The organism is Promicromonospora vindobonensis (assembly GCF_042685865.1).
GTDB lineage: Bacteria > Actinomycetota > Actinomycetes > Actinomycetales > Cellulomonadaceae > Promicromonospora > Promicromonospora vindobonensis.
On the sequence record NZ_JBHUOG010000001.1, the window covers coordinates 2,019,439 to 2,042,599 of the forward strand.

Consider the following 23,161-nt stretch of genomic DNA (forward strand, 5'->3'; position numbering starts at 1 on the left):
CATACTCGCGCAGGACCCGCAGGTCGCACCGGCGACCTGCGGGTCTTGGACAGACGTCGGTCAGGCCTCTGCGGTGCCGCGCCAGCGGCCGATCGCGCCCATGACGTGGTAGATCACCAGGGCGGCCGCGGTGCCGAGGGCGATACCGCCGAACTGCAGGTCTCCGGCCGTCCACGTGAAGTCGGCGATGCCGATGATGAGCGGAACGGCGGCAGTCGTCAGGTTCACCGGGTCAGAGAAGTTGACCTTGCCCTGCACCCAGATGCGCGCGCCCAGGATGCCGATCATCCCGTAGAGCATGGTCGTGGCTCCGCCGAGCACCCCTTGGGGGACGGTAGCGATCAGTGCACCGAACTTGGGCGAGAGGCTGAGCACCAGTGCGCCGAACGCCGCCACCCAGTACGCCGCGGTCGAGTACACCCGGGACGCGGCCATGACCCCGATGTTCTCGGCGTAGGTGGTGGTGCCGGAGCCGCCACCGAGACCGGCGAACGTGGTCGCCACGCCGTCGGCGATGAGGGCCCGGCCGGTCAGCCGGTCGTAGCTGCGTCCGGTCATCGCGGCCACCGACTTCACGTGCCCCACGTTCTCCGCGACGAGCACCAGCACCACGGGGAGGAACAGGCCGAGCACGCCCGGGTCGAACGACGGCGCGACGAAGTGCGGCAGGCCCACCCAGTCGGCCTGCTCGGCCGTCGAGAAGTCGACCTCGCCGCGGACGGCGGCGAACGCGTAGCCGATCGCGACCCCGAGCAGGATCGCGAGCCGGCCGATGAGACCCCGGAACAGCACCTGGATCAGGATGATCGACGCGAGCGTGACCACAGCCGTCACCGGTGAGCTCTGGAAGCCGGAGCAGACGCCGCTGTCGTCGCACGTGCCCCACGCCACCGGCGCGAGGTTGAGGCCGATCAGCGCCACGATCACGCCCGTGACCACCGGCGGCATCGCGATCTGGATCCAGCGCGGCCCTGCGAAGTGCACCGCCACGCCGACCAGGGCGAGGAGCACGCCGGTCGCCAGGATGCCACCGATCGCCACCGACTGCCCGCCCGACGCCGTGGCGGCGAGGATCGGCGCGATGAACGCGAAGCTCGACCCCAGGTAGCTCGGCAGCTTGTTGCCCGTGATCAGCAGGAAGGCGATCGTGCCGAGCGCCGAGAAGAACAGCGTGGTCGCCGGGTCGAAACCCGTGAGGATCGGCACCAGGAACGTGGCCCCGAACATCGCGACGATGTGCTGCAGGCCGATCCCGACGGTGCGCGGCCAGCTCAGCCGCTCGTCGGGGGCGACTACCTCACCGGGGGTGATGCGCGCACCGTCACCGTGCAGCTGCCAGCCGATTCGCATGTGTCTGTCCTTGATCTCGCAACGGGAAGGCCGTGCGGATCCTAGCTGCAGGTGGTGCGGACCTCGCTCAGCTCGCTGTCCACGGCCGGCGCCGGGCAGAGGAACTGCGCGTACCGCTCGTCGTCGTCCACGTAGCGCTTCAGCCAGGACAGGCTGTACTTGGCGATGGCGGTGTTGGGTGCGCTCGGCGCGGAGTGTGACGCGTCGCGCAGCTCCAGGTAGGCCTTGTCGCCGTCCGCGGGCAGCGACTCGTAGAGCGGCTCGGCGTGCGACACCACCCGCGCCACCCTGTCGTCCTCTGCGCCGACGATCAGGGTCGGGGCGGAGACCTCCGGGAAGGTCTTGTCCGAGCTCCACGGGGTCATCGGGATGACCGCCTGCATCGCCGGGTAGTCCTTTGCTGCCTCGAGGCTCCCTCCGCCGCCCATCGAGTGGCCCATCACGGCGAGCCGATCGGGGTCGATCCGGTCGGCCAGCTCCGTGCCCTGCAGATGGTCAAGGGCCGCAAGGAGCTGGTCACCCCGGCGAGGCGGCGAGTCGGCGGGCCGCATCGTGTCGATGGTGAACACGACGAAGCCCTGGGAGGCCAGCCGCGGCCCGAGCCAGGCGATGGCCGCCTGCGAGGACCGGTAGCCCGGGGAGACCGCTACCGCGCCGAAGGTGCCCTCGGAGGTGTCGGTCGGGTAGTAGACGGTGCCGCCGCCGAAACCCTCCGCGCCGGCGCGCGTGACGACGGCGACCCCGATCTCGAACGTGCCGCGAGGAGCCTCGATGCTCTCCTCGGTCGGATCGGGGCCCCGCTGGAAGCCGTCGCCGGCGGCAGCGGCAGGGACCGCGACGAGCGTCCCCGCAGTGAGCGCGGTCGCCGCGAGAGAGGCGCGGAGGGCACGAGAAAAGCTCTGCATGGAGTTCTCCTGGGGGTGTCGCAAGAAGCGGCCGACACGACCATAGGAAAGATCCCTCCACGTGGCCTGCGCTGGGTGTCATTTCTCGACGAGAACGGGGTTGTGGTCGGCAGGAGACCCCTATCGACCACAACCCCGTTCTCGATCGCCTCAGCCCCGGCCGTCAGCCGAGCTGCGGACGCACCTCGCGCGCGACGAGGTCGAGGTGGTCGAGGTCCGCCAGGTCGAGGATCTGCAGGTAGACCCGCTGGATCCCGTCGGCCTCCAGGGCCTTGAGCCGGTCCACCACCTCGGTGACGGTCCCGGCGATACCGTGCTCGCGCAGCTCACCGGGCTCACGGCCGATCGCCGCGGCACGCCTGGTGAACTCGGCCTCGTCCTGCCCGACGGCGGCCACGAGCGCCACCGACTGCACCATCGACTCGGGCGCACGCCCGACGTCGGACAGTGCCTTCTCGATCACCTTCACACGCGGGCCGATCGCGTCGATCTCCGGGAACGCCTGGTTGTACTCGGTGCCGTACCTCGCCGCCAGGGCGGGCGTCCGGCGCGGGCCGCCGCCACCGACGAGCACGGGGATCGCCGACTGGGTGGGCTTCGGCAGGGCCGGCGAGTCGGTGAGCTGGTAGTGCTCGCCGGCGAAGGAGAACTTCTCCCCTACCGGGGTCTCCCAGAGGCCCGTGATGATCGCGAGCTGCTCCTCGAGGATGCCGAACCGCTTGTCGGGGAACGGGATGCCGTAGGCGCTGTGCTCGGCCTGGAACCAGCCGGTTCCGAGGCCCAGCTCGACGCGGCCGCCGGACATCTGGTCCACCTGCGCCACCTGGATGGCGAGCACGCCGGGGTGCCGGAACGTCGCAGAGGACACGAGCGTGCCGAGCCGCACCGTCGAGGTGTCACGGGCGAGGCCGGCCAGCGTGGTCCACGCGTCGGTGGGGCCGGGCAGGCCCTCTCCGCCCATCGCGAGGTAGTGGTCGGACCGGAAGAACGCACTGAACCCGAGCTGCTCGGTCGTCTGGGCGACGGCGAGCTGGTCGTCGTACGTCGCGCCCTGCTGGGGCTCGGTGAAGATACGCAGGTCGAGAGTCATGACCCCAACGATGCCACGCGATTCGACCTTGGTTGTGGGCGTGATCGTTGCGACGCCACGCCCGTCTTAGGCGCAATGATCACGCCCACAGCCAAGGTGAGGTCAGTCGAAGGCCGGGTCTGTGGTGCGGGAGCGCTTGATCTCGTAGAAGTAGGGGTACCGCGCCAGCGTCACCGCGGCGTCGAACAGGGCGGCCGCCTCCTCGCCGCGCGGGATGCGCGTGAGCACCGGGCCGAAGAACGCGACACCGTCGACGTGGATGGTGGGCGTGCCGACGTCGTCGCCGACGGGCTTCATACCGGACTCGTGGGAGGCCGCGAGCGCCGCGTCGTAGTCCTCGGACGTCGCTGCCTCGGCGAGGGCGGCAGGCAGCCCGGCCTCGGCGAGGGCCTCGGCCGCCACGGCGTCGAAGTCCTTGTTCTGCTGGTTGTGGATCCGGGTGCCTGCCGCGGTGTAGAACGCGGAGAACGCCTCGGGGCCGTGGTCCGTCTGGACCGCCGCGGCGACGCGGCCGATGCCGCGGGAGCGCTCGATCTTCGCGCGGTAGTCCGCGGGGATGTCCCTGTCCTTGTTGAGCAGGTACAGGCTCATGAGCTTGAAGGTCAGCTCGACGTCGCGGTGCTGGGCCACCTCGAGCGCCCAGCGGGACGTGATCCAGGCGAACGGGCACATGGGGTCGACGTAGACGTCGACGACGGGCTTGGCAGCGGTCTCGGTCACGCCCAGCAGACTACGCTCACTGCGTGACCGGGATCCGTTGGGCAAGTCTCGCCACCGTCGTCGGCGGCGGGGTGATCTTTCTGGTGTGCCTGGTGGGCGTCGTGCTCGGCCATCCGTGGTCGGCGGTACCCGGTGGTCTCGCCCTGCTGATGGCCGTGCGCGAGGTGCGCTATCTGCGCAGACTGCGATCCGGGAAGATCGCCGGACGAGAAAATTAGCGCCATGAACACCATGTATCGCTCAAGGACTCTTCACGCAGTCCGGCGCGCACGGGGTAGCCTGCCTGGCATGACCGCCGTCCGTACCCACACGCACGCGCAGGCAGTAGACGCTGCGGTGGACCTGTTCACCCGGCAGGGGTACGAGGGAACCACTGTCGAGGAGATCGCCGACGCCGCCAAGGTCAGCCGGGCCACGTTCTTCCGCCGGTTCCGCTCGAAGGAAGACGTGGTGTTCGCCGACCACGAGCTGCTGCTCGAGGAGGTGGTGGTGATGCTCGCCGCCACCCGGCCCGACGCCCGCGCCAGCGAGGAGTCCGGGCACGACCTCGGCCGCGCCTGGGACCCCGACGTCGACCCGTACCTCGAGGTGTGCCGCGCCGCACGCATGGTGTTCGACCACCATGTGGGCCAGCGCGACACGTCGCTCGCCCGGTACGCCCTGCTGCAGCAGGTCCCCGCCCTGCGCGACCGGGAGCTGATCACCACGCACCGCTACGAGCGGGCGTTCACGCACTACCTGCGCGACACGCTGCCGCCGGAGCGCTCGGCGTCCACGGCGTCGATAGCATTCGCCGCCTCCGTCGTCGCGGTGCACAACGCGATCCTGCGGCGCTGGCTGCGCACCCCCTCGCTCGAGCTGCGGCCCGAGCTCGAGGAGGCGTTCGCCGACCTGCGGCGGGCTGCCGTGCTCGGTACCGCCGCCCACCCCCTGGCCGACGACGGCAACCGGGCCGGCCGCCGCGTGGTCGTCACCGTCGTCGAGGGCGGTGCGGGGCCCGACGAGGTGGCCCGGGCCGTCCGGGACGCGCTCGTCTGAAGCCATGCGTGCGATCCACAGGTCACGTGCTGGCCTGTGGATACGGCATGCCGCGTGGCGGGTGTCCTGGCCGGTGTCCGGGTGGGAATGAGCCCATGGCATCCTGTGTTCCGATAGTCAACGTGCAGCAGATGCACACGTGCTCCGGGGTCGGTGAAATTCCGAGCCGGCGGTGATAGTCCGCGACCCGGGTCTCCTCGTAGAGGAGCCCGGTTGACCTGGTGAGATTCCAGGACCGACGGTTAAAGTCCGGATGGGAGGAAGCACGTGCGGCGCGCGCCGGCAGCCCTCGGGATGCCGGCACCACGCCGTCGTCGGCGCCTTGTGGCGCGCCGACCCTCACCCCGGAGTCCCCGTGTGCGGACTTTCGGAGAGGGATAGAGACATGGACTGGTTCCGCGCCGCCTACGATGCGACGTTCCTGGTCGGCGACCAGCAGATCTACTGGCGTGAGGTCATCGGCAACCTGTTCGGGCTGGCGTCCGCGCTGGGCGGTCTGCGCCGCAAGGTGTGGGCGTGGCCCGTGGGCATCGTCGGGAACATCCTGCTCTTCACGGTCTTCATGGGCTCATGGTTCGGCGAGACCTCGCGAGCCGACATGCTGGGCCAGGCCGGCCGCCAGATCATGTTCATCGCGGTCTCGATCTACGGCTGGTACCGCTGGCGCCAGACGCAGCGGCTGGGCGGCGTCGGCACGGTCGCGGTGCACCCCCGCTGGGCGTCGTGGCGTGCCCGGGTCGGCATCGTCACCGGGATGCTGGCGGGCACGCTGCTCCTCACTCCGCTCTTCCGGACCCTCGGCTCGTACGAGCCGGTCTGGGCCGACGCGTGGATCTTCATGGGCTCCGTGCTCGCCACGTACGGCATGGCAAAGGGCTGGGTCGAGTTCTGGCTGGTCTGGGTGGCCGTCGACCTGGTCGGCGTTCCCCTGCTGTTCTCGGCGGGATACTGGGCGACCGCCATGATGTACCTGGTCTACGGCCTGTTCACGCTGTTCGGGTTCTTCGCGTGGTGGCGCATCAGCCGCCGCGAGAGCGCTGGTCACGACCAGCCTGGCCCGGTAGCCGCAGCGGCCTGATCGCGTACCGTCGGCCCTCGTGACGTCACAGGACCGCACCGCCAGGATCGGGATCGTCGGCTCGGGCTTCCGCGCCCGCACCATGCTGCGCGTGCTGCAGGCGCTGCCTGACCACTTCGAGGTGGCCGGCGTCGCCACCCGCAACGCGGAGGACCGCGTGGAACTGGCGGCGCGCGGCCTGCCTGCCGCCGGCCTGCCTGGCCGTCCGGCGCCCGCCTACTCCTCGGTGCCCGAGCTGCTCGCCGGCGGCCGGCCCGACGTCGTCCTGCTGCCCCTGCCCGCCGGTGCCGCTCAGCCGGTGATCCGTGACCTCGCCGCAGCGGGCGTCCCCGTGCTGACGGAGACGCCCGCTGCCGGCACGGTCGAGGAGCTGGCGGCCCTGCAGCGGCTCGTGGACGACGGCGCCTGCGTGCACGTCGCCGAGCAGTACCACCTGGAACCGCTGGTCGGCGCACAGCTCGCGGTCGCCGGGTCAGGGCTGCTCGGCCGGGTCACGGACGCGCACGTCGCGGTGGCGCACGACTATCACGGCCTCAGCGTGCTGCGCCGGGCACTGGGCGTGACGTTCGAGGACGCCGAGATCACCGCCCGGCGCGACGCGCGCAGGGTGCTGCCCAGCCCGAGCCGCGCAGGCGACCCCGAGGACCTGGCCCTCGTCGACACCGTCCACGCCACCGCGTGGCTGGACTTCGGCGACCGGTTGGGCACCTACGAGTTCGACGACGCGCAGTACCGCTCCTGGGTGCGCTCCCCCGCGTTCCTGGTCCGCGGCGAGCACGGCGAGCTGCGGGACGACGTCGTGCGCCACGTGGGTGCGGACGGACAGCCCCGGCGCTCCACGCTGGAGCGGGTGTCGGCCGGCGGGGCCGGCAGCCACGAGGGGATGTTCCTGCGGGGCTACACGCTCGACGGCGAGTGGCTGTACCGCAACGCGTTCCGCCCGGCCCGGCTGCCCGACGACGAGCTCTCGATCGCCCGCATCGTCGCCGACATGGCCGACCACGTGCTGCGCGGGGCGCCGTCGCCGTACTCGGTGGCGGAGGCCGCGCAGGACCAGTACCTCCAGCTCGAGGTGCGCCGCGCCGCTGCGTCGGGCGAACGGGTGCGCACCAGGCCGCAGCCGTGGACCGACGGGCGTGTCTGCCGCCACGCCGGGACCGGGCCCGCGTGAGACGTAGTATCGCTTGACCTGAGATCCGGTACCGGCGCACCATGGGAGGCATGACTCAGACTCCCGGGGTGACGGCGCCCGACTACGACCTCTCGCAACCGCTCGACATCGACTTCGCCGGCGCCTTCGCCGACGTGAGCGACGACGAGCGGGCGTGGCAGCTCGCCGTCCGCCAGTTCGTGCAGGACGAGGTGCTGCCCGTCATCGACGGCTACTGGGAGCGCTACGAGGTCCCGATGGACCTGGTCAAGCGCATGGCCGAGCTGGACTTCCTGCGCGACGGCGTGGACGTGCCCGGCTACCCGAAGATCTCCAAGATGGCCGAGGGCCTTGCCGCGATGGAGATGTCGCGCGGCGACGGCTCGGTCACGACCATCTGCGGCGTCCAGGGTGGCCTCGCCCTGCGCTCGATCGTGATGCTCGGCTCCGACGAGCAGATCGAGAAGTACGCGGGCCCCATGGCCCGCGGCGAGATCCTCGGCGCCTTCGCGCTGACCGAGCCCACGCACGGCTCGGACTCCGTGGGACTGGAGACCTCCGCCGTCAAGGAGACCCGCGACGGCGTCGACGGCTACGTCATCAACGGCGAGAAGAAGTGGATCGGCTTCGGCTCGATCGGCGACATCTCGGTGGTGTGGGCGCGCGGCGAGGACGGCCAGGTGCACGGCTACATCGTGCCGCAGGACACCCCCGGGTACGACGCGAAGACCATCGAGGGCAAGATCTCGCTGCGCGCCATCCACCAGGCGCACATCGTGCTGAACGACGTGTTCGTCCCGGCCGAGAACCTCCTGCCGAAGGCCCGCTCCTTCAAGGACACCGGCCGCGTCCTGTTCGCGACCCGCCTGGGGGTCGCGTGGGGCGCCGTCGGCCAGGCCATCGCCTGCTACGAGACGGCCGTGGCCTACTCGAAGCAGCGCACGCAGTTCGGCCGGCCGCTCGCGGCGAGCCAGATGGTGCAGGAGCGGCTCACCAAGATGCTGTCGATCCTCACGCAGATGCAGCTGCTGGTGAAGCAGATGACGCGCCTCGACGAGGCGGAGCAGCTCACCGGCCCGCAGGCCTCGCTCGCCAAGTACACCTGCACGCGCGGCGCGCGCGAGGTCGCCGCGATCGCCCGCGACCTGCTCGGCGGCAACGGCATCCTGCTGGAGAACCGCGTGGCGCGGCACTTCGCCGACATCGAGGCCCTGCACACCTACGAGGGCACCGAGAGCATGCAGGCCCTGATCATCGGTCGCGAGATCACGGGCACCAGCGCGTTCGCCTGACCCACCCACCGCGGCGGGCACGAGGTAGGGGAAACCCCACCCCGTGCCCGTGGGGCCACAACATGTTGCCGGGTCACGCGTCGGCCTAGTGTCATGACCATGACCAGCGACGACGGCCCGACACCTCCACCCAAGCCCTTTTCCATCGAGGACCGGGTCGCGCCCGCGCTCGTCTCGGGCCGGGCGTTCTTCCGAGCCCCGTACGACGCCGCCACCGGCCGCGCGTTCGCGGCCCTTGCCGTCGGCTGGATGTGGCACCTCACGGGCGGCCTGATCCTGTGGATCATGGTCGTGGTCTCGTCCGGCCTGGTCCCGGCCCTCGGCATCGGGGTGCCGCTGCTGGCCTTCTTCCTGGTCGCCGCGCGCTGGTTCGGCACGGCCGAACGTGCCCGGCTCGCCAACCAGACCGGGGTCACCATCCCCGCCCCGCTGCCCCCGGTCCGCGCACGGCGCGGCTTCTGGTCGAGGCTCTCGGCACCGATCCGCGACGGCCGCGGCTGGGCCGCCACGCTCTACGCCTTCCTGGCGATGCTCGTCAGCACCGTGTTCTTCCCGGTCGCGACGGCCCTCCTCGCGGCAGCCGTCGCCGCGGTGGTGTTCGTGCCGCTGGGCCAGGGCAGCGCCCTCGCGGAATGGTCCGGCCTCTCGTGGCCGCTCACGGTTGCCGGAGCGCTCTCCGGCGCTGTCGTGCTCGTGTGGTCGGGTGCCGCGCTCGCGCAGTACGGGTCGTACCTCGTGGTGCGGCTCGCGGCGAACCTGCTCGGCCCGTCCGCCGCCGACGTCGCCCGCGCCAGGGCCGCCGTCGCCGAGCAGGAGACACGCCTCGCCGAGGCCGCCGCGCACACCGCCCGCGAACGGGCGGTGGTCCTCACGGAGTCCCGCACGGCGGCGGTCTCGGCCGCCGACACCGAGCGGCGCCGCATCGAACGCGACCTGCACGACGGCGCGCAGCAGCGCCTCGTCGCCCTCGGGGTCGAGCTGGGGGTGGCCCGCCGGCTGGCCGACAAGGACCCCGAGCACGCCGTCGCCGCCCTCGAGGTCGCGCACCGCGAGATCAAGGAGACCCTCGCGGAGCTGCGCGACCTGGTCCGTGGCATCCACCCCGCCGTGCTGGCCGACCGTGGTCTGGACGCAGCGCTCTCCGCGCTCGCGGGCCGCAGCCCGGTCCCGGTCCGCGTGGAGGTGACCGGTGACCTCACCCCGGCCGGATCCGCCGCACAGGCCGCCGCGTACTTCGTGGTCGCCGAGGCCCTGACCAACGTCGCCAAGCACGCCGGGGCGGACTCCGCGGGGGTGCAGGCGAGCCTGGTGCCGGAGGACCGTCCGTCCCGCCTGCGCATCACGGTGTTCGACGACGGCAGGGGCGGCGCAGAGCTGTCGCCCGGCAGCGGGCTCGAGGGTCTGCGCGGCCGCGTCGCCGCCCTCGACGGCACGTTCGAGCTCGACAGCCCGCCCGGCAAGGGCACCCGTCTGACCGTGGAGGTACCGTGCGCATCGTGATCGCGGAGGACTCGGTCCTCCTCCTGGACGGCCTCACCCGGCTGCTGGTCGCCGAGGGGCACACCGTGACAGGGCACGGCACGGCGGACGCGCTCGTCCGGGCGCTCTCGATGCCCGACACCGAGCTGCCCGACCTGCTGATCACCGACGTCCGGATGCCGCCGTCGCACACCGACGAGGGGCTGCGCGCCGCGGTGCACCTGCGCAGCCTGCACCAGGACCTGCCGGTCCTCGTGCTGTCGCAGTACGTGGAGCAGAGCTACGCGACCGAGCTGTTCGCCCGTGGCGCACGCGCCCTCGGCTACGTGCTGAAGGACCGCGTGGCCGACGTCGACGAGTTCCTCGACGCCGTCACCCGGGTGTCCGGCGGCGGGACCGTCGTGGACCCGGAGGTCGTCACCCAGATCATCGCCAGGCACCCCGGCTCCGACCTCGACGTCCTGACCCGGCGTGAGCACGAGGTGCTCGCGCTCATGGCAGAAGGCCGTTCCAACGCCGCCATCGCGGACCGCCTCGTCGTGGGGCTGGCCGCCGTGGAGAAGCACGTCACCAACATCCTGAACAAGCTCGGCCTCCCGCCGGCCACCGACGACCACCGCAGGGTGCTCGCCGTGCTGCGCTGGCTCGACCAGAACGGATCCCGCTGATGAACCAGCCACAGCCCCAGAGCACCCCGGTACCCGCTGACGCCATCGGGCCGCCCGGGCCGAACGCCCAGCCAGGGCCCTACACCCAGGACGCCGCCTACCCGCAGGACCCGCGGCGCCGGAGCGTGACCGGGCGCGTCCTGACCGCGGTCGGTGTGGTCATCGCCGTCGTGGTGGTCGGCCTCGGCGCCCTGTTCCTCGTCGACCTGACGATGTCCGAGACGACCACGACCCACCGGTCGTACGAGTGGGTGGACTCCGTGGAGCTCGTGGCCGACGGCGACGTCACCGTCCATGCCGCCGAAGGGGACATCGAGGTGGACGCCATAGCGCACAGCGGCCTCCGCGGACCCGCGTACTCTGCGGACGAGTCCGCGAGCCGCCTCGAGCTCACGCACCGGTGCGGATGGTCCATCGCGCTGCCCCGCTGCTCCGGCGAGCTCGACGTGACCCTGCCCGCCGGCACCGAGGTCGTGATCCGGACGGAGAACGGCGACGTCGTCGCGAGCGGCCTGGCCGGCGGCCTCTCCCTGGACACGAGCAACGGCGACATCGAGACGGCCGACCTCACCGGGCCGCTGTCCGCGCGCTCCAGCAACGGCGACATCGACATCGCGTCCTCGCAGGCCGACGTCGAGGCCTGGACGTCGAACGGCGAGGTCTCCGTGGTCGGCGTGGACGGCACCGTCACCGCGGAGAGCAGCAGCGGCCGGATCACCGTCGACTCGGTGACCGGGGACGCCTCGGCGAACACCAGCAACGGGTCCGTCGAGCTCTCGGCGGTCGGCGGCAACATCGCCGCAGAGACCAGCAACGGCGACATCACAGTGATCGGCGACGGCGAACCCGTTGCCCTGACGATGGGCACGTCGAACGGCGACGAGACGATCGAGGGCCCGACCGACCCGGGTGCCGAGCGTACGGTCGAGGTCCGCAGCTCGAACGGCGACGTCGCGTACCTCGACCGGTAGCCAGCCCCTACCTCGCGAAGGTGAGGTAGAGCAGCGTGACGTTCAGCGCGACGATCACCCCCGCGACCACCCAGGCCAGCGCCTGGGTGGTCAGCGCGTTGCGGTGCTCGCCGAGCAGCTCGCGGTCCCGCGTGAGCCGCACGAGCGGGATCATCGCGAACGGGATGCCGAAGCTCAGCACCACCTGGCTGACCACGAGGAGCCAGGTGGGCGAGATCCCGGTCATCAGCAGGATGATCGCAGGCAGCAGCGTGACCACGCGGCGGGTGAGCAGCGAGACGCGGACCCGCAGCAGGCCGGACATGATCTCCGCCCCCGCGTACGCGCCGACGGACGTCGATGCGAGCCCCGAGGCCAGCAGCCCGACGGCGAACAGCACGCCCACCACGGGCCCGAGCGCACCCGCGATGGCGGCGTGCGCACCCTCGATGGTGTCCGTCCCCTCCCTGCCTGGCAGGTTGGCTGCCGCGAGCAGGAGCATCGCGATGTTCACGCTCCCGGCCAGGATCAGCGCCAGGACGACGTCGATCCGCGTGGCGCGCAGGATCCGTGGCGTCGACGTCGCCGGAGCGTGCAGGTGGTCCCTGGCGAGCGAGGAATGCAGGTAGATGGCGTGCGGCATCACCGTGGCGCCGAGCATGGAGGCCGCCAGGAGCACCGAGTCCGCACCGGCCAGACGGGGCACCAGGCCGGCCAGCATGGCCGCCGGGTCGGGCGGGGAGAAGAACAGCCCCGCGCAGAAACCGACGGTGAGCACCGCGAGCATCGTCGTGACGACGCCTTCGAAGGCCCGCTGCCCTCGCTGCTGCTGCACCGCCAGGACCAGGAGCGAGACCACTCCCGTGATGATCCCGCCCAGCACCAGCGGCACGCCGAACAGCAGGTGGAGCGCGATGGCACCGCCGATCACCTCCGCGAGGTCGGTCGCCGCCGCCACGATCTCGGCCTGCACCCAGTACGCGAGGCGGGCAGGGCGGGACAGCCGCTCCCCCAGCACCTCCGGCAGCGACCTGCCGGTCACCACGCCGAGCTTGGCCGACAGGTACTGCACGAGCACTGCCATCGCGTTGGCCGCGACGAGCACCCAGACCAGCAGGTAGCCGAACCGGGCCCCTGCCGTGAGGTTCGCGGCCACGTTGCCCGGGTCCACGTAGGCGATGGCCGCGACGAAGGCCGGGCCCAGCAGGACGATGAGGCGGGTGCGGCCGGCACGAGGCCCTGCGACGGTGCGGGTCATCTGTTCTCCAGAAAGTTCGGGTACCCGAACTCTAGCGCGCGGACGCCCGAATTCGCACGCTTGCCGCCCGGTCGCCGACGCTGTCCCGGATCAGTGCAAGGATGTGGCCGTGCCGAGCGCGTCAGACATTTCGACAACGCCCAAGGCCGTGGGCAAGGACATCCTGCGGTCCGTCACCCGTGTGCTCTCCTCCTGGCCGGCCCTGTGGTTCGGGTTCGTCCTGGCTCACGCCTGGATCATCCTGCAGGCCTGGGTCTTCGAGCAGCAGATCTTCGGCGACGTGAACCTGTACGAGTGGTGGGTCCGCAACGGCATGGACGTCGGGTGGTGGCCCGTCTTCAACTACGACTGGGTGTACCCGATCGGCGCCCTCGCGCCCATGGCGATCCCTGCACTGTTCGCCGACTCGACGCACGGCTACTACTGGGTCTGGATGGGCCTCGTGACGGCCGCCAACGCCATCGCGGTGCTGCTGCTCGGCCGGGCCCGCCCCCACGGCCGCGCCGCCGTCTGGTTCTGGCTGGCCTTCCTCGTGTCGCTCGGGCCCATCTGGATCGGCCGGCTGGACGGCCTGCTCGCACCGATCATCCTCGTCGCGCTCCTCGTCGCGTCCCGCCGGCCCGCGCTCGCGATGACGCTGGCCACCGTGGGCGCGTGGATCAAGATCGCCCCTGGCGCGGTAGCTCTCGCGCTGGCCGCGACGGCGTCGAACGCCAAGACGTTCCTGCGCAACGTCGTACTACCCGGCGCCGCGGTGTGCGCGGTGGTCGTCGGCGTCGCCTTCGCGGGCGGCGGGCAGGACAACGTGCTCGACGTGTTCGGCGAGCAGGGCGACCGCCAGCTGCAGGTCGAGGCCGTCGCCGCCACCCCGTTCACCGTGGCCAGGCTCTGGGACTCCTCGGTCCAGGTCGAGTACGACGACGTCATCTACACCTACGAGGTGCTCGGCGAGGGTGCCGACGCCGTCGCGCAGGCGCTCGACGTCGCGCTCCCCGTGGCCGCGGTCCTGCTCGCGGCGCTCACCTGGTGGGCCGCCCGGCGCCGGCCGGACCGTGTCGGCGACGTCCTCCTCCTCGGGGCCGCGGCGGAGCTGCTGGCCCTCATCGTCTTCAACAAGGTGGGATCGCCGCAGTTCATCGCATGGATCGGGCCGCCGATGGCCGCTGCGATCGCCCTCGGCAGCCGCAGCCAGGGCACCCGCCGCACCTGGTTCCTGCCCGCTCTCGGCACCCTCCTCGTCGCACGCCTCACCATGGAGCTCTATCCGCTCCGGTACGGCGAGTTCCTCGGCGGCTGGCCGCTGGCCACGACAGTGGGCGCCGTGCGCAACGCGCTGCTCGTGGCACTGCTCGTCGGAGCGGTCATACGGCTCGTCCAGGTGGTCCGGAGCCGTCAGCCGGTCCACAGCGCAGACTAAGGGTCTGTTCAGGGGTGTTCCCCATGCCAGGGACCTGGTGGCTCCGCTACGGTCAGGAACGTGACATCGTGTGTAGCGGTAACCGTCTCGACGCCACCCGTTCCCCGACTCGCCGCACGGAAGACTTCGTCCGGACATCGACGACCGGCAGGTTCGTAACGTGCGAGTAGCCATCGTTGCGGAGAGTTTCCTCCCGCAGGTCAACGGGGTCACCAATTCCGTCCTGCGGGTTCTCGAGCACCTGCATGAGCGAGGGGACCAGGCCATGGTCCTCGCGCCCGATGCCGACGCCTCCATCGGTCATGTCCCGCCCTTCGTCAGCGGCGCCCCGGTCGTCGAGCTCGGCTCGATCGGTTTTCCCGGCTACCCGGACGTCCGGCTCGTCGTGGGCAAGAAGTGGCGCACCGAGCGGACCCTTGCGACGTTCGCGCCCGACGTCGTCCACCTGGCATCGCCGTTCATCCTCGGCTGGCGCGGCATCCTCGCCGCCGAGCGGCTGGGGCTGCCGAGCGTCGCGGTCTACCAGACCGAGGTACCCGGCTACGCCGCGCGCTACGGCCTGGGCGGTTTCGAACCGCTGCTGTGGAAGCGGGTCAAGGACATCCACGAACGGGCGACGATGACGCTCGCGCCGTCCAGCGCGACCATGCGCCAGCTCGAGCAGCACGGCATCCCCAACCTGCGGCTGTGGGGGCGGGGGGTCGACACGCAGGTGTTCCACCCGCGGTTCCGGGACGAGGCGTGGCGCCGCAAGGTCGGCGCAGGCCGCGACATCCTCGTCGGCTACGTGGGCCGCCTCGCGGCCGAGAAGCAGGTCGAGGCGCTGCGCGTGGTGCAGAACCTGCCGGGCGTGCGCCTCGTGATCGTCGGCGACGGACCCGAGCGGGAGGACCTGCGGCAGATCCTTCCTGCCGCCCACTTCACCGGGCTGCTGCGCGGACCCGAGCTGTCGCGTGCGATGGCGAGCCTCGACGTGTTCGTCCACCCGGGCGAGCTGGAGACCTTCGGTCAGACGCTGCAGGAGGCCCATGCCAGCGGGGTTCCGGTGGTGGCGCCGGCGGCCGGCGGCCCGCTGGACATCGTCAGGCACTCCCACGACGGCTGGCTGTACTCTCCAGGTGACCACGAAGCGCTCCGCGCCCGCGTCGCCGACCTGGTGGGCGACGAACGCAAGCGGCGCGCCTTCGGCACCTCGGCACGCGAGCGAGCCGAGGGCCGCACGTGGCACGACATCTGCTCCGAGCTCATGGGGCACTACGACGACGCGATCCGGGTGCACGCGAGAGCCGGCTCAGCGGAGGTATAACTTGCGAATCGTCCACGTCGCGAACTTCTACAGCCCTCGCTCCGGGGGTATCCGAACCGCGATGCACGCCATGGCCGGGCAGTACCTGTCCCGGGGGCACGAACCTGTGCTCGTCGTGCCCAGCAAGCGGGACGGGGTAGCGCTCGTGGACGGCGTCCGGGTCGTCAGCCTCGCGGCGCCGCTCGTGCCGTTCTCCGGCGGGTACCGCGCGGTGGTCCAGCCGGGCAAGATGCGCGGCCTGCTCGAGACGCTCGCGCCGGACCGGCTCGAGGTGAGCGACCGCACCACCCTCGCAGGCCTTGGCGACTGGGCCCGCGAGTCAGGCATCCCGTCGCTCATGATGCTGCACGAGCGCGTGGACGGCGTGCTGCGGTCCTGGATCCCCGGCGCGGCGGCGGGCGGTCAGGCGGCGGCGCTCGGCGCCGCGGTGGCGCCGGCACTCGCCGACCGGTACAACCTCGCAACGCTCACCCGGTTCGACCGCCTCGTGGCCACCACCCAGTTCGCAGCGGGCGAGGTGGAGCGCCTGGCCGCCCGCACCCGGGCGGCCACGCTCCCGCCGCTGTACCGCGTGCCGCTGGGCGTGGACCTGGAGCGGTTCCGCCCCGACCGGTACTCGGACGCGGCCCGCGCCCAGTACGCGCCGCCCGGCACGGCACTCATCGTGCTCGCGAGCCGTCAGTCCGCCGAGAAGCGGCCGGACCTCGCCGTCGACGCAGCAGCGCAGCTCATGCGAGACGGGCGCCCCGTGCGCCTCGTCGTCGCGGGCTCGGGACCGCTCCTGCAGAAGATGCGCCATCGGGCGGAGGTCGCGGGCCTGCCGCACCGGTTCCTCTCGTTCATCCCGGACCGTGACCGCCTCGCAACCCTGCTGACCTGCGCCGACGTCGTGGTCGCGCCCGGGCCGATCGAGACGTTCGGGCTCGCGGCGCTCGAGGCGCTGGCGTCCGGGACACCGGTCGTCTGCAGTTCGTCGAGCGCCCTGCCCGAGGTGGTCGGCACAGCCGGCGCCGCCGCCGCGCCGGACGCCGCGGCGCTCGCCCTGGCGCTGCACGAGGTGCTGGACCGGGACGTGGACGGGCGCCGCAAGGCTGCCCGGGCCCGGGCCGAGCTCTTCCCCTGGAGCGCCACCGGCGACGCGATGATCGAGCTGCACTCCCGCAAGGCCTTCGACCTGACCCCCGACCCCGTGCTCCCGGAGCTGGCCCGCCTCGAACGCCCACGACCCGCCCCGGTAGCCGCCGACCCGACGGACCCGATCCACGTGGGCCCTGTGGGGCGACGGTGAGATGACGCCGCCGGCGGGACGTGAGCGCTCCTTCGGACTGGTTGCCCTCGGCGACTCGATCACCGTGGGCGTTGGGGACACCGTCGGGCCCGACGCCGTGCACGGTTCCGGCTGGGCGGCGCACCTCGCCGCCGTGCTCGGGGTGGAGGCGTTCACGAACCTCGCCAGCAGCGGCGCCCGCTCCCACGACGTCGTCGGTCAGCAGCTCGATGCCGCGCTGGCACTGCGGCCGCGGCTGGCGACCGTGCTCGTCGGCGGCAACGACGTCCTGCGCAGCGACTTCGACGCCCGGCTCACGCTCATGGACCTGCAGCGGTGCGTCACCGAGCTGTGCCGCGCCGGCGCCGACGTCGTGCTCGTCCGGCTCCCCCTGATCGGCCTGTTCGAGATCAGCCCGCGCCTCGTGCGGCACGTCATGCGGCGTCGGGTCGCGTTGGTCAACGCGGCGGTCGACGAGGTCGCTGCAGCCGTCCGGTCGGGTGAGCCGGCCACGACGTCGGTCCCGTGCGACGAGATGGCACCGGGACCGGCCGGATGCTCGCCGGCCGGTCCACCGCTGGACCGGTCTCGAGGCGCGGGACCGGCATCGGCGCGGAGCTGGAGCGATCGACCGAGCCCGACGTCCGGGCGGGTGGTCGTGGTGGACGCCGCACGAGCGATCGCCCCGTCCGGTGCCAAGGCCTGGCACATCGACCGCGTGCACCCGTCGCCGGCCGGGCACCGCGGACTGGCGCTGGCCGCTGCGAGCGCCCTCGCTCGGCTGTCTCCGGAGCACGAGAACGGGGTTGTGTCCGTGACCACCTCTGTCACGGACACAGCCCCGTCCTCACCTGCCGAGGGCGCGGCCGGGACCGACGGCGCGGCGCGGGTCGAAGCCTTCGCCGCCCGGCTTCCCGCGGCGCCCGACCCGCCGTCGGCCTCGGAACGGCTGGTCTGGCTCCTCAGGGCAGGGCTGCCCTGGTGCGTACGCAGGGGGCGGGACTTCCTCCCTGGCCTGCTCCGGGCCGTCGTCCACGACCTGCGGGCGGAACGGGCGTTCACGCCCGGCGGCATGGTGACGAGCCTCGCCGACTCCGGCCTGGACCCCCGCCGTCGGATCGGCAGGGGCTGACCGGATCGTCCGGCGGTCACACCGTGGCGCGCGCCGCGGGGCCCGGTGCGCCGGGCCCGCGTTCGCGACGCCTCAGGCCGCCGACGTTGCGCCGGAGCCGCCCTGCGGCCGCATGGCGTCGATGATCCGGGTCCAGTTGTCGCTCCCGTGCCCGTTGTCCCGGGCCCAGGTGTAGTACGCCTGGACCGCGGCGGGCAGGCCGCTGTCCACACCCGCCGCGTCGCTGGCGGCGACGACGTGGTCGGCGGTCGCGCCCATCATGGTGACCGTGCTGAGATCGCCGGGATACTCCCCGGCCTCGATCTCGACGCCGGGGTTCCCACCCACCTCGAGCATCTCGGAGATCCCGGCCAAGGTCCGCATCAGCTCGGGCATCGCGCTCGTCGCCCTGATCCCGCCCGACTCGAGCAGCGCTGTGGCGTGCAGGAGGGATGCGAGCGAGGTGAGGAACACGTCGAGGTTGGCCTGGTACATGAGCTGAGCCAGCCCGGGGTCCTCGCCGAGATACTGCGGTGTGCCGATCACCGCCAGGGTCTCCCGGTCGGCCTCCAGCAGCTCCGCAGGGCCGCTGTAGTAGACGTACGCCGCCTCGGTGCCCACCATCGGCGCGGGCGTCATGACGCCGCCGGTGAGGAAGCCGGCGCCGTGCTCCTCGGCCCACGCGGCGCCCGCACGGGTACGGTCCGGGGAGTCCGAGCTGAGGTTCACGAGCGTGCGGCCCGCGAGCGCCTCGGTTGCCGGGCCGAGGATGTCGTACATCGCCTGGTAGTCGGTGAGGCTCAGGATCACGAGCTTGCTCGCGGCGAGGGCCTCGGCGGGTGTGGTGGCGAGGGTCGCGCCCGCCGCGACGACGTCGGCGGCGCGGCTCGGTGTCCGGTTCCAGACGGTGACCGGGTGCCCCTCGCGCAGCAGGGAGTGGACCATGGCCTGGCCCATCGGGCCGAGGCCCATGAGGGTGACTGGTGTGCTCATCGAAGGATCTCCACTCGGTCGGTGCTGTCGGTGCTGTCGGTGCTGTCGGTGCTGTCGGCCCGGAAGCTCTCGTAGAGCCTTGCGGAGCCCTCGGCCCCGCGTCCCGCGGCGATCTGCTTGCTGATCAGCTCCCGCACCGCGGCGATCAGGGCGGGGTTGACGCCCTGCTCCTCGCTCGCCCGAACGATGTGGCTGTGGCTGAGGTCGGTGAACTCCAGGCTCTGCTGACCGGGGACGGTGTAGTCGCCGCCGTCGATCACCGTGGCGTCGAGCGCGAACCCCATGGTCATCGCGCTGAGGAACGGTGTGGCACGCGCCGCGAAATCGGTGGCGCTCATGCCGCCGGTGCCGGCCATCGCGGCACCGTGGAGGAAGCCGGCGAACATGGTGTACATGCCCGAGAGCATCGCCAGGTCGAAGAGCGAGGCCAGACCGCTGTCCTCGCCGTCGTAGGTGCTCGTCGCCCAGCGGTCGAGCACCGGACGTGCGGCGTCGAAGACAGGCCGGGAGCCGCTGTACAGGATCGAGGCCTCCGGGGCGCCGATCATCGGCGGGGTGGCCATGATCGCGCCGTCGAGGTAGCCGACGCCGTGCCCTGCCGCCCACGCGGCCAGCTCACGCGCCTCGTTCGGTGTGGTGGTCGTCAGGTTGACCAGCGAGCTGCCCCGCATTCCTGCGATCACCGGGTCGAGGGTCTCGTGCACGGAGGCGTGGTCAAGGAGACAGGCGACGACCAGGCGGTGGGCGTCGACGGCAGCGCCTACGGCCGAGGCCGCCTCGGCGCCCCGCGCGCTCAGCTCGGCGGCCCGGTCGGGGGTGCGGTTCCAGACGGTCACGGCGTGACCGGCGTCGAGCAGGGTGGCGGCGAGGGCGCTACCCATCGCGCCCAGGCCCAGCACCGTGACGCCGGTGCCTTCGGGCTGGGTCATCAAGAACTCCTCGGTAGGTGGGTACCTCCCCATGCTCTGCGGGCGACGTAGCATCAGGGAAGTACCCACTAATTACTGGGGTACTTACCAATTGGTACGTGGGAGGAGCATGATGACGAAGGCACCCCGCAGCGGCCCGTACATCTGCGGCATCGACGCCGCGCTCGACGTCGTCAGCGGCAAGTGGAAGGGCCTGATCCTCTGGGAGCTCGACGAGCACGGCGTGCGCCGGTTCGCGGAGCTGCGGCGCGGGCTCCCCGGCGTCAGCGAGAAGATGCTGACCCAGCACCTGCGCGAGATGGAGGCGGACGGCCTCGTGCATCGTCAGGTGCACGCCGAGGTGCCGCCGCGCGTCGAGTACTCGCTCACGGAGCACGGCCACACCCTCAACACCGCTCTGGCACCGCTCGGCGCCTGGGGTGTCGACCGGCTCCGGCGGGAGCGCTCGGACCTGGTCGAGCACCGCGACGCGGCGGCTCTCCCGCGGCCCTGACCCGGATCGACGGGACGCCAGGGCCGCGGGGCACGAGTCAGGCCAGGGGCAGCAGACCGCGCTCGGCGAACACCTTCTTGGCGATCGCTACGGCGTTCAGGGCCCGCGGGATACCGCAGTAGACGGCGCTCTGGAGGAACGTCTCGATGATCTGCTGCGGGGTCAGGCCCACGTTGAGCGATGCGTCGACGTGCACCTCGAGCTGCGGCTCGCACCCGCCGAGCGCGGTGAGCATCCCGAGGGTCACGAGCTGACGCTGCTGCGGCTCCAGCTCGGGTCGGGAGTAGATGTCCCCGTAGCCCCACGCGACGATCTGGTGGCCGAGCTCTGGGGCGATGTCGGCGAGGGAGTCGATGACCCCGTGGCCGGCGTCCCCGTGCACGGTATCCAGGACCGCCTGGCCCAATGCGAATCGTTCCGCGCGCAGGGTCTCGTTCTCCGTCATCGTGGTTCTCCTTCTGAGCTGCCGGCATGGGGTGTGGTGCTCGATCAGTGACGCAGGAGCAAGCGCCGGTGGGCGCGGTCCAAGTCCAGCCCATGACCGGGTGCGCGCGCAAGACATCTACGCAGGTCACCATGGGTTATTCCCCCGCGGACGACGACCGGCCTACGCTTGCCGTGTGCCCGCATACGTTCCCTTTGTGCCGCTCCCGCTGGATCAGGAGGACGTCCGGTACGAGTACGGGCCCGACTCGGCCCGCCGGCCCGGTGTCCTGCGCGGCTTCACGGTCGAGCTGTGCTGGGACAGCACGGTGTACCCCGGGACGACCCGGAAGGTCTGGATCCACGTGCCTGCCGCCTACAACCCGGCCGAACCTGCCGGGCTGGTGCTCTTCCAGGACGGCTGGTGGTACCTCGACCCCGACGGCGACGTGCGCGGCGGGATAGTCCTGGACAACCTCGTCCACCACGGCGACATCCCGGTCACGATCGGTGTGTTCGTCGATCCTGGCGTCTTCGAGAGCATCGAGGATCCCACCGGCCGCACGAACCGCAGCGCCGAGTACGACGCGTTCGACGGCCGGTACGGCGCCTTCCTCCTCGAGGAGATCATCCCCGAGGTCCGACGGCGCTTCGCCGTCAGCGACGACCCGGAACGCTGGGGCATCGTCGGCGGCAGCAGCGGCGGAAACTGCGCCCTGACCGTCGCCTGGCACCACCCGGACCGGTTTCGTCGGGTGGCCGGCTTTCTGTCCAGCTTCACTCAGCTGCCAGGCGGCAACAACTACCCCGCACTGATCCACACGACGCTGCGCAAACCGCTCCGGATCTTCATGCAGGCCGGTCACCGTGATCTGCGCTGGAACGAGCCCGATCACAACTGGCTCGCGGAGAACCTGCGGGTCGCCGCAGCCCTCACCGAAGCCGGCTACGACCTCCGGCTCGTCCTCGGCGACGGCGGGCACAGTCCCAACCACGCCGGCGTCCTCCTGCCGGACGCGCTGCGGTGGCTCTGGCGCACCCCTCAGGGCTGAGCTGGTTCGGCGCGGTGCACAGGGTGTCGGTGGTCCTGTGGACAGCCGGCACGCCAGACCCCTCGACCGCAGGTCAGGCGGTCAGCTGGGCGACGGTCAACGTCCCCGCGTCCGCGTCGAGCACGCAGTCGACGCCGAGCGGTACGGACACCGGGCTCTCGAGATGCCCGAGCGGCAGCCCGCCGAGGACAGGCACTCCGAGCACGCCAAGGCGCTCGTGCAGGACGTCCAGGACGGTCCACTCCCGGTCCCGGTAGTCCTCGAAACCCTCCAGCGTCCCCACCGCGACACCCGAGACTCCCGCGAGCGTGCCCGACAGCAGCAGCTGGGTCACTGCGCGGTCGACCATCCCAAGCCCGACCTCCCGGTGAGTCTCGAGAAGCAGCACATGGCCCTCGAGGTCGTTGTCGACGACGCCGACGCCGCGGGCCAGCATGTCGAGGTTGCCACCGAACAACGGCCCGGCGGCCGTGCCGGTGGTGGTGAGCTCAGCGCCGAACTGGCCGCGGTCGCTGCGCACCGGTTCGCAACGCTCGCCGACCAGCAGCTGCCGGACGGTGTCCCTACGAGTCCCGGCAACGGCGCCGTGGACCGACGGCACGCCGGCCCGGTGCCACACCTGGTGCAGCGCGGTGATGTCGCTGAACCCGATGATCGGTTTGGGGTCCGCCCGGAGTGCATCGGCGTCGACGTCTGCGAGCAGTCGGAGGCTTCCACAACCGCCTCGGAGGCACAGGATGGCCCTGACCTCCGGGTCCTGGATCGCGGCGTTGAGGTCTGCGGCGCGCTCACGGTCGCCACCGGCGAGGTACCCGAGCCGGTCGGTGGCGTGCCGTCCGACGCGCGCCCTGAACCCCCACGACTCGATGGTCGCGATGCTCTCCTCGAGCCACGACTCCTCGCTCCAGCTGGCCGGTGAGACGAGCGCGACCACGTCGTCGGGCTCGAGCTTCTGTGGTCGGGAGAGGTCGGACCGAGTCTGCGGGAGTCGCGACATGCGCGGGACCTTACCTGGGCCTGCGCGAGTTCTTGCCCAGGAGAGAGATCGTCAAGCGGATGTCCAGGCACATCCCCGCCAGGCCGGGTCCGCTGGCATCGTCAGTTCAGGCTATGTGGGGTCGATCAGGGTGCGGAGGATGGAAGCAACGGCGGTGGTGTCGTGTCCTGTCGGGTCGTGGCGGGTAACACGTTC

23 protein-coding genes and 1 riboswitch are annotated in these 23,161 nt (G+C 71.6%); of the genes, 14 read left to right on the forward strand and 9 right to left on the reverse strand.

The annotated features are described in order from the left end of the window. Positions 1 to 60: 60 nt before the first annotated feature. The 4 genes from ACFS27_RS09165 to ACFS27_RS09180 all read right to left on the reverse strand — a co-directional run bounded on the left by ACFS27_RS09165 (position 61) and on the right by ACFS27_RS09180 (position 4,065). Positions 61 to 1,350: a uracil-xanthine permease family protein gene (locus tag ACFS27_RS09165; protein ID WP_377182156.1), complete on the reverse strand. Its 1,290-nt coding sequence runs from the start codon at positions 1,348 to 1,350 to the stop codon at positions 61 to 63. Between the two features lie 41 nt (positions 1,351 to 1,391). Continuing rightward, entirely contained in the window at positions 1,392 to 2,255 is an 864-nt protein-coding gene (locus ACFS27_RS09170; RefSeq protein WP_377182158.1) for an alpha/beta fold hydrolase, read from the reverse strand. A gap of 163 nt (positions 2,256 to 2,418) precedes the next feature. Beyond that, on the reverse strand, positions 2,419 to 3,345 hold the full coding sequence (locus ACFS27_RS09175; protein ID WP_377182160.1) for an LLM class F420-dependent oxidoreductase: 927 nt from the start codon (positions 3,343 to 3,345) through the stop codon (positions 2,419 to 2,421). A 102-nt stretch (positions 3,346 to 3,447) separates the two neighbouring features. Continuing rightward, on the reverse strand, positions 3,448 to 4,065 hold the full coding sequence (locus ACFS27_RS09180; RefSeq protein ID WP_377182162.1) for a DsbA family protein: 618 nt from the start codon (positions 4,063 to 4,065) through the stop codon (positions 3,448 to 3,450). A gap of 23 nt (positions 4,066 to 4,088) precedes the next feature. On the opposite strand from ACFS27_RS09180, the gene ACFS27_RS09185 reads away from it, so the two are divergent. The 8 genes from ACFS27_RS09185 (at position 4,089) to ACFS27_RS09220 (ending at position 11,741) form a co-directional block, all read left to right on the forward strand. After that, a complete protein-coding gene (locus tag ACFS27_RS09185; RefSeq protein WP_377182164.1) occupies positions 4,089 to 4,283 on the forward strand; it encodes a hypothetical protein in 195 nt (64 codons plus the stop codon). A gap of 70 nt (positions 4,284 to 4,353) precedes the next feature. After that, positions 4,354 to 5,103, forward strand: a complete 750-nt coding sequence (locus tag ACFS27_RS09190) for a TetR/AcrR family transcriptional regulator (protein WP_377182166.1) — start codon at positions 4,354 to 4,356, stop codon at positions 5,101 to 5,103. Between the two features lie 135 nt (positions 5,104 to 5,238). Further along, positions 5,239 to 5,374: riboswitch (FMN riboswitch) on the forward strand. Between the two features lie 114 nt (positions 5,375 to 5,488). Continuing rightward, on the forward strand, positions 5,489 to 6,181 hold the full coding sequence (gene pnuC, locus ACFS27_RS09195; protein WP_377182169.1) for a nicotinamide riboside transporter PnuC: 693 nt from the start codon (positions 5,489 to 5,491) through the stop codon (positions 6,179 to 6,181). A 19-nt stretch (positions 6,182 to 6,200) separates the two neighbouring features. Then, positions 6,201 to 7,352, forward strand: a complete 1,152-nt coding sequence (locus ACFS27_RS09200; RefSeq protein WP_377182171.1) for a Gfo/Idh/MocA family protein — start codon at positions 6,201 to 6,203, stop codon at positions 7,350 to 7,352. Between the two features lie 50 nt (positions 7,353 to 7,402). Further along, positions 7,403 to 8,623: an acyl-CoA dehydrogenase family protein gene (locus tag ACFS27_RS09205; RefSeq protein WP_377182173.1), complete on the forward strand. Its 1,221-nt coding sequence runs from the start codon at positions 7,403 to 7,405 to the stop codon at positions 8,621 to 8,623. A 99-nt stretch (positions 8,624 to 8,722) separates the two neighbouring features. Then, entirely contained in the window at positions 8,723 to 10,123 is a 1,401-nt protein-coding gene (locus tag ACFS27_RS09210) for a sensor histidine kinase (protein WP_377182175.1), read from the forward strand. Further along, positions 10,111 to 10,770, forward strand: a complete 660-nt coding sequence (locus ACFS27_RS09215) for a response regulator (RefSeq protein WP_377182178.1) — start codon at positions 10,111 to 10,113, stop codon at positions 10,768 to 10,770. The genes ACFS27_RS09210 and ACFS27_RS09215 overlap by 13 nt, the downstream gene beginning before the upstream one ends. Further along, complete coding sequence (locus tag ACFS27_RS09220; protein WP_377182180.1) at positions 10,770 to 11,741, forward strand: DUF4097 family beta strand repeat-containing protein; 972 nt, start codon at positions 10,770 to 10,772, stop codon at positions 11,739 to 11,741. The genes ACFS27_RS09215 and ACFS27_RS09220 overlap by 1 nt, the downstream gene beginning before the upstream one ends. A gap of 7 nt (positions 11,742 to 11,748) precedes the next feature. Here ACFS27_RS09220 and ACFS27_RS09225 read toward each other — a convergent pair whose 3' ends face one another. Further along, complete coding sequence (locus tag ACFS27_RS09225; RefSeq protein ID WP_377182182.1) at positions 11,749 to 12,978, reverse strand: Nramp family divalent metal transporter; 1,230 nt, start codon at positions 12,976 to 12,978, stop codon at positions 11,749 to 11,751. 109 nt (positions 12,979 to 13,087) lie between these two features. Here ACFS27_RS09225 and ACFS27_RS09230 point away from each other — a divergent pair, with 109 nt between their 5' ends. From ACFS27_RS09230 to ACFS27_RS09245, 4 genes are all read left to right on the forward strand, one after another. Next, positions 13,088 to 14,395 (forward strand): glycosyltransferase 87 family protein, encoded by a 1,308-nt coding sequence (locus tag ACFS27_RS09230; protein WP_377182184.1) that lies wholly within the window; start codon positions 13,088 to 13,090, stop codon positions 14,393 to 14,395. Between the two features lie 160 nt (positions 14,396 to 14,555). Further along, positions 14,556 to 15,701, forward strand: a complete 1,146-nt coding sequence (locus ACFS27_RS09235) for a glycosyltransferase family 4 protein (protein WP_377182186.1) — start codon at positions 14,556 to 14,558, stop codon at positions 15,699 to 15,701. Between the two features lies 1 nt (position 15,702). Next, positions 15,703 to 16,989, forward strand: coding sequence for a glycosyltransferase (locus ACFS27_RS09240; RefSeq protein ID WP_377182188.1), 1,287 nt, complete (start codon positions 15,703 to 15,705; stop codon positions 16,987 to 16,989). A 1-nt stretch (position 16,990) separates the two neighbouring features. Further along, a complete protein-coding gene (locus ACFS27_RS09245; RefSeq protein WP_377182190.1) occupies positions 16,991 to 18,100 on the forward strand; it encodes a GDSL-type esterase/lipase family protein in 1,110 nt (369 codons plus the stop codon). Between the two features lie 72 nt (positions 18,101 to 18,172). Here the strand turns inward: ACFS27_RS09245 and ACFS27_RS09250 are convergent, their stop codons facing one another. Together ACFS27_RS09250 and ACFS27_RS09255 are read right to left on the reverse strand one after the other, a co-directional pair. Next, positions 18,173 to 19,072 (reverse strand): NAD(P)-dependent oxidoreductase, encoded by a 900-nt coding sequence (locus ACFS27_RS09250; RefSeq protein ID WP_377182192.1) that lies wholly within the window; start codon positions 19,070 to 19,072, stop codon positions 18,173 to 18,175. Next, on the reverse strand, positions 19,069 to 20,055 hold the full coding sequence (locus ACFS27_RS09255; RefSeq protein WP_377182195.1) for an NAD(P)-dependent oxidoreductase: 987 nt from the start codon (positions 20,053 to 20,055) through the stop codon (positions 19,069 to 19,071). The genes ACFS27_RS09250 and ACFS27_RS09255 overlap by 4 nt, the downstream gene beginning before the upstream one ends. Positions 20,056 to 20,113: 58 nt before the next feature. Between ACFS27_RS09255 and ACFS27_RS09260 the strand changes: the two genes are divergently transcribed. Next, a complete protein-coding gene (locus tag ACFS27_RS09260; RefSeq protein WP_377182197.1) occupies positions 20,114 to 20,494 on the forward strand; it encodes a winged helix-turn-helix transcriptional regulator in 381 nt (126 codons plus the stop codon). A gap of 37 nt (positions 20,495 to 20,531) precedes the next feature. On the opposite strand, the gene ACFS27_RS09265 is transcribed toward ACFS27_RS09260, so the two are convergent. Next, the gene (locus ACFS27_RS09265; protein ID WP_377182199.1) at positions 20,532 to 20,939 is read right to left on the reverse strand and encodes a carboxymuconolactone decarboxylase family protein; all 408 of its coding nucleotides are present in this window, start codon (positions 20,937 to 20,939) and stop codon (positions 20,532 to 20,534) included. Between the two features lie 175 nt (positions 20,940 to 21,114). Here ACFS27_RS09265 and ACFS27_RS09270 point away from each other — a divergent pair, with 175 nt between their 5' ends. Then, positions 21,115 to 21,969, forward strand: coding sequence for an alpha/beta hydrolase (locus tag ACFS27_RS09270; RefSeq protein WP_377182201.1), 855 nt, complete (start codon positions 21,115 to 21,117; stop codon positions 21,967 to 21,969). 73 nt (positions 21,970 to 22,042) lie between these two features. Here the strand turns inward: ACFS27_RS09270 and ACFS27_RS09275 are convergent, their stop codons facing one another. Continuing rightward, a complete protein-coding gene (locus ACFS27_RS09275) occupies positions 22,043 to 22,966 on the reverse strand; it encodes a S66 peptidase family protein (protein ID WP_377182203.1) in 924 nt (307 codons plus the stop codon). Positions 22,967 to 23,161: the final 195 nt, after the last annotated feature.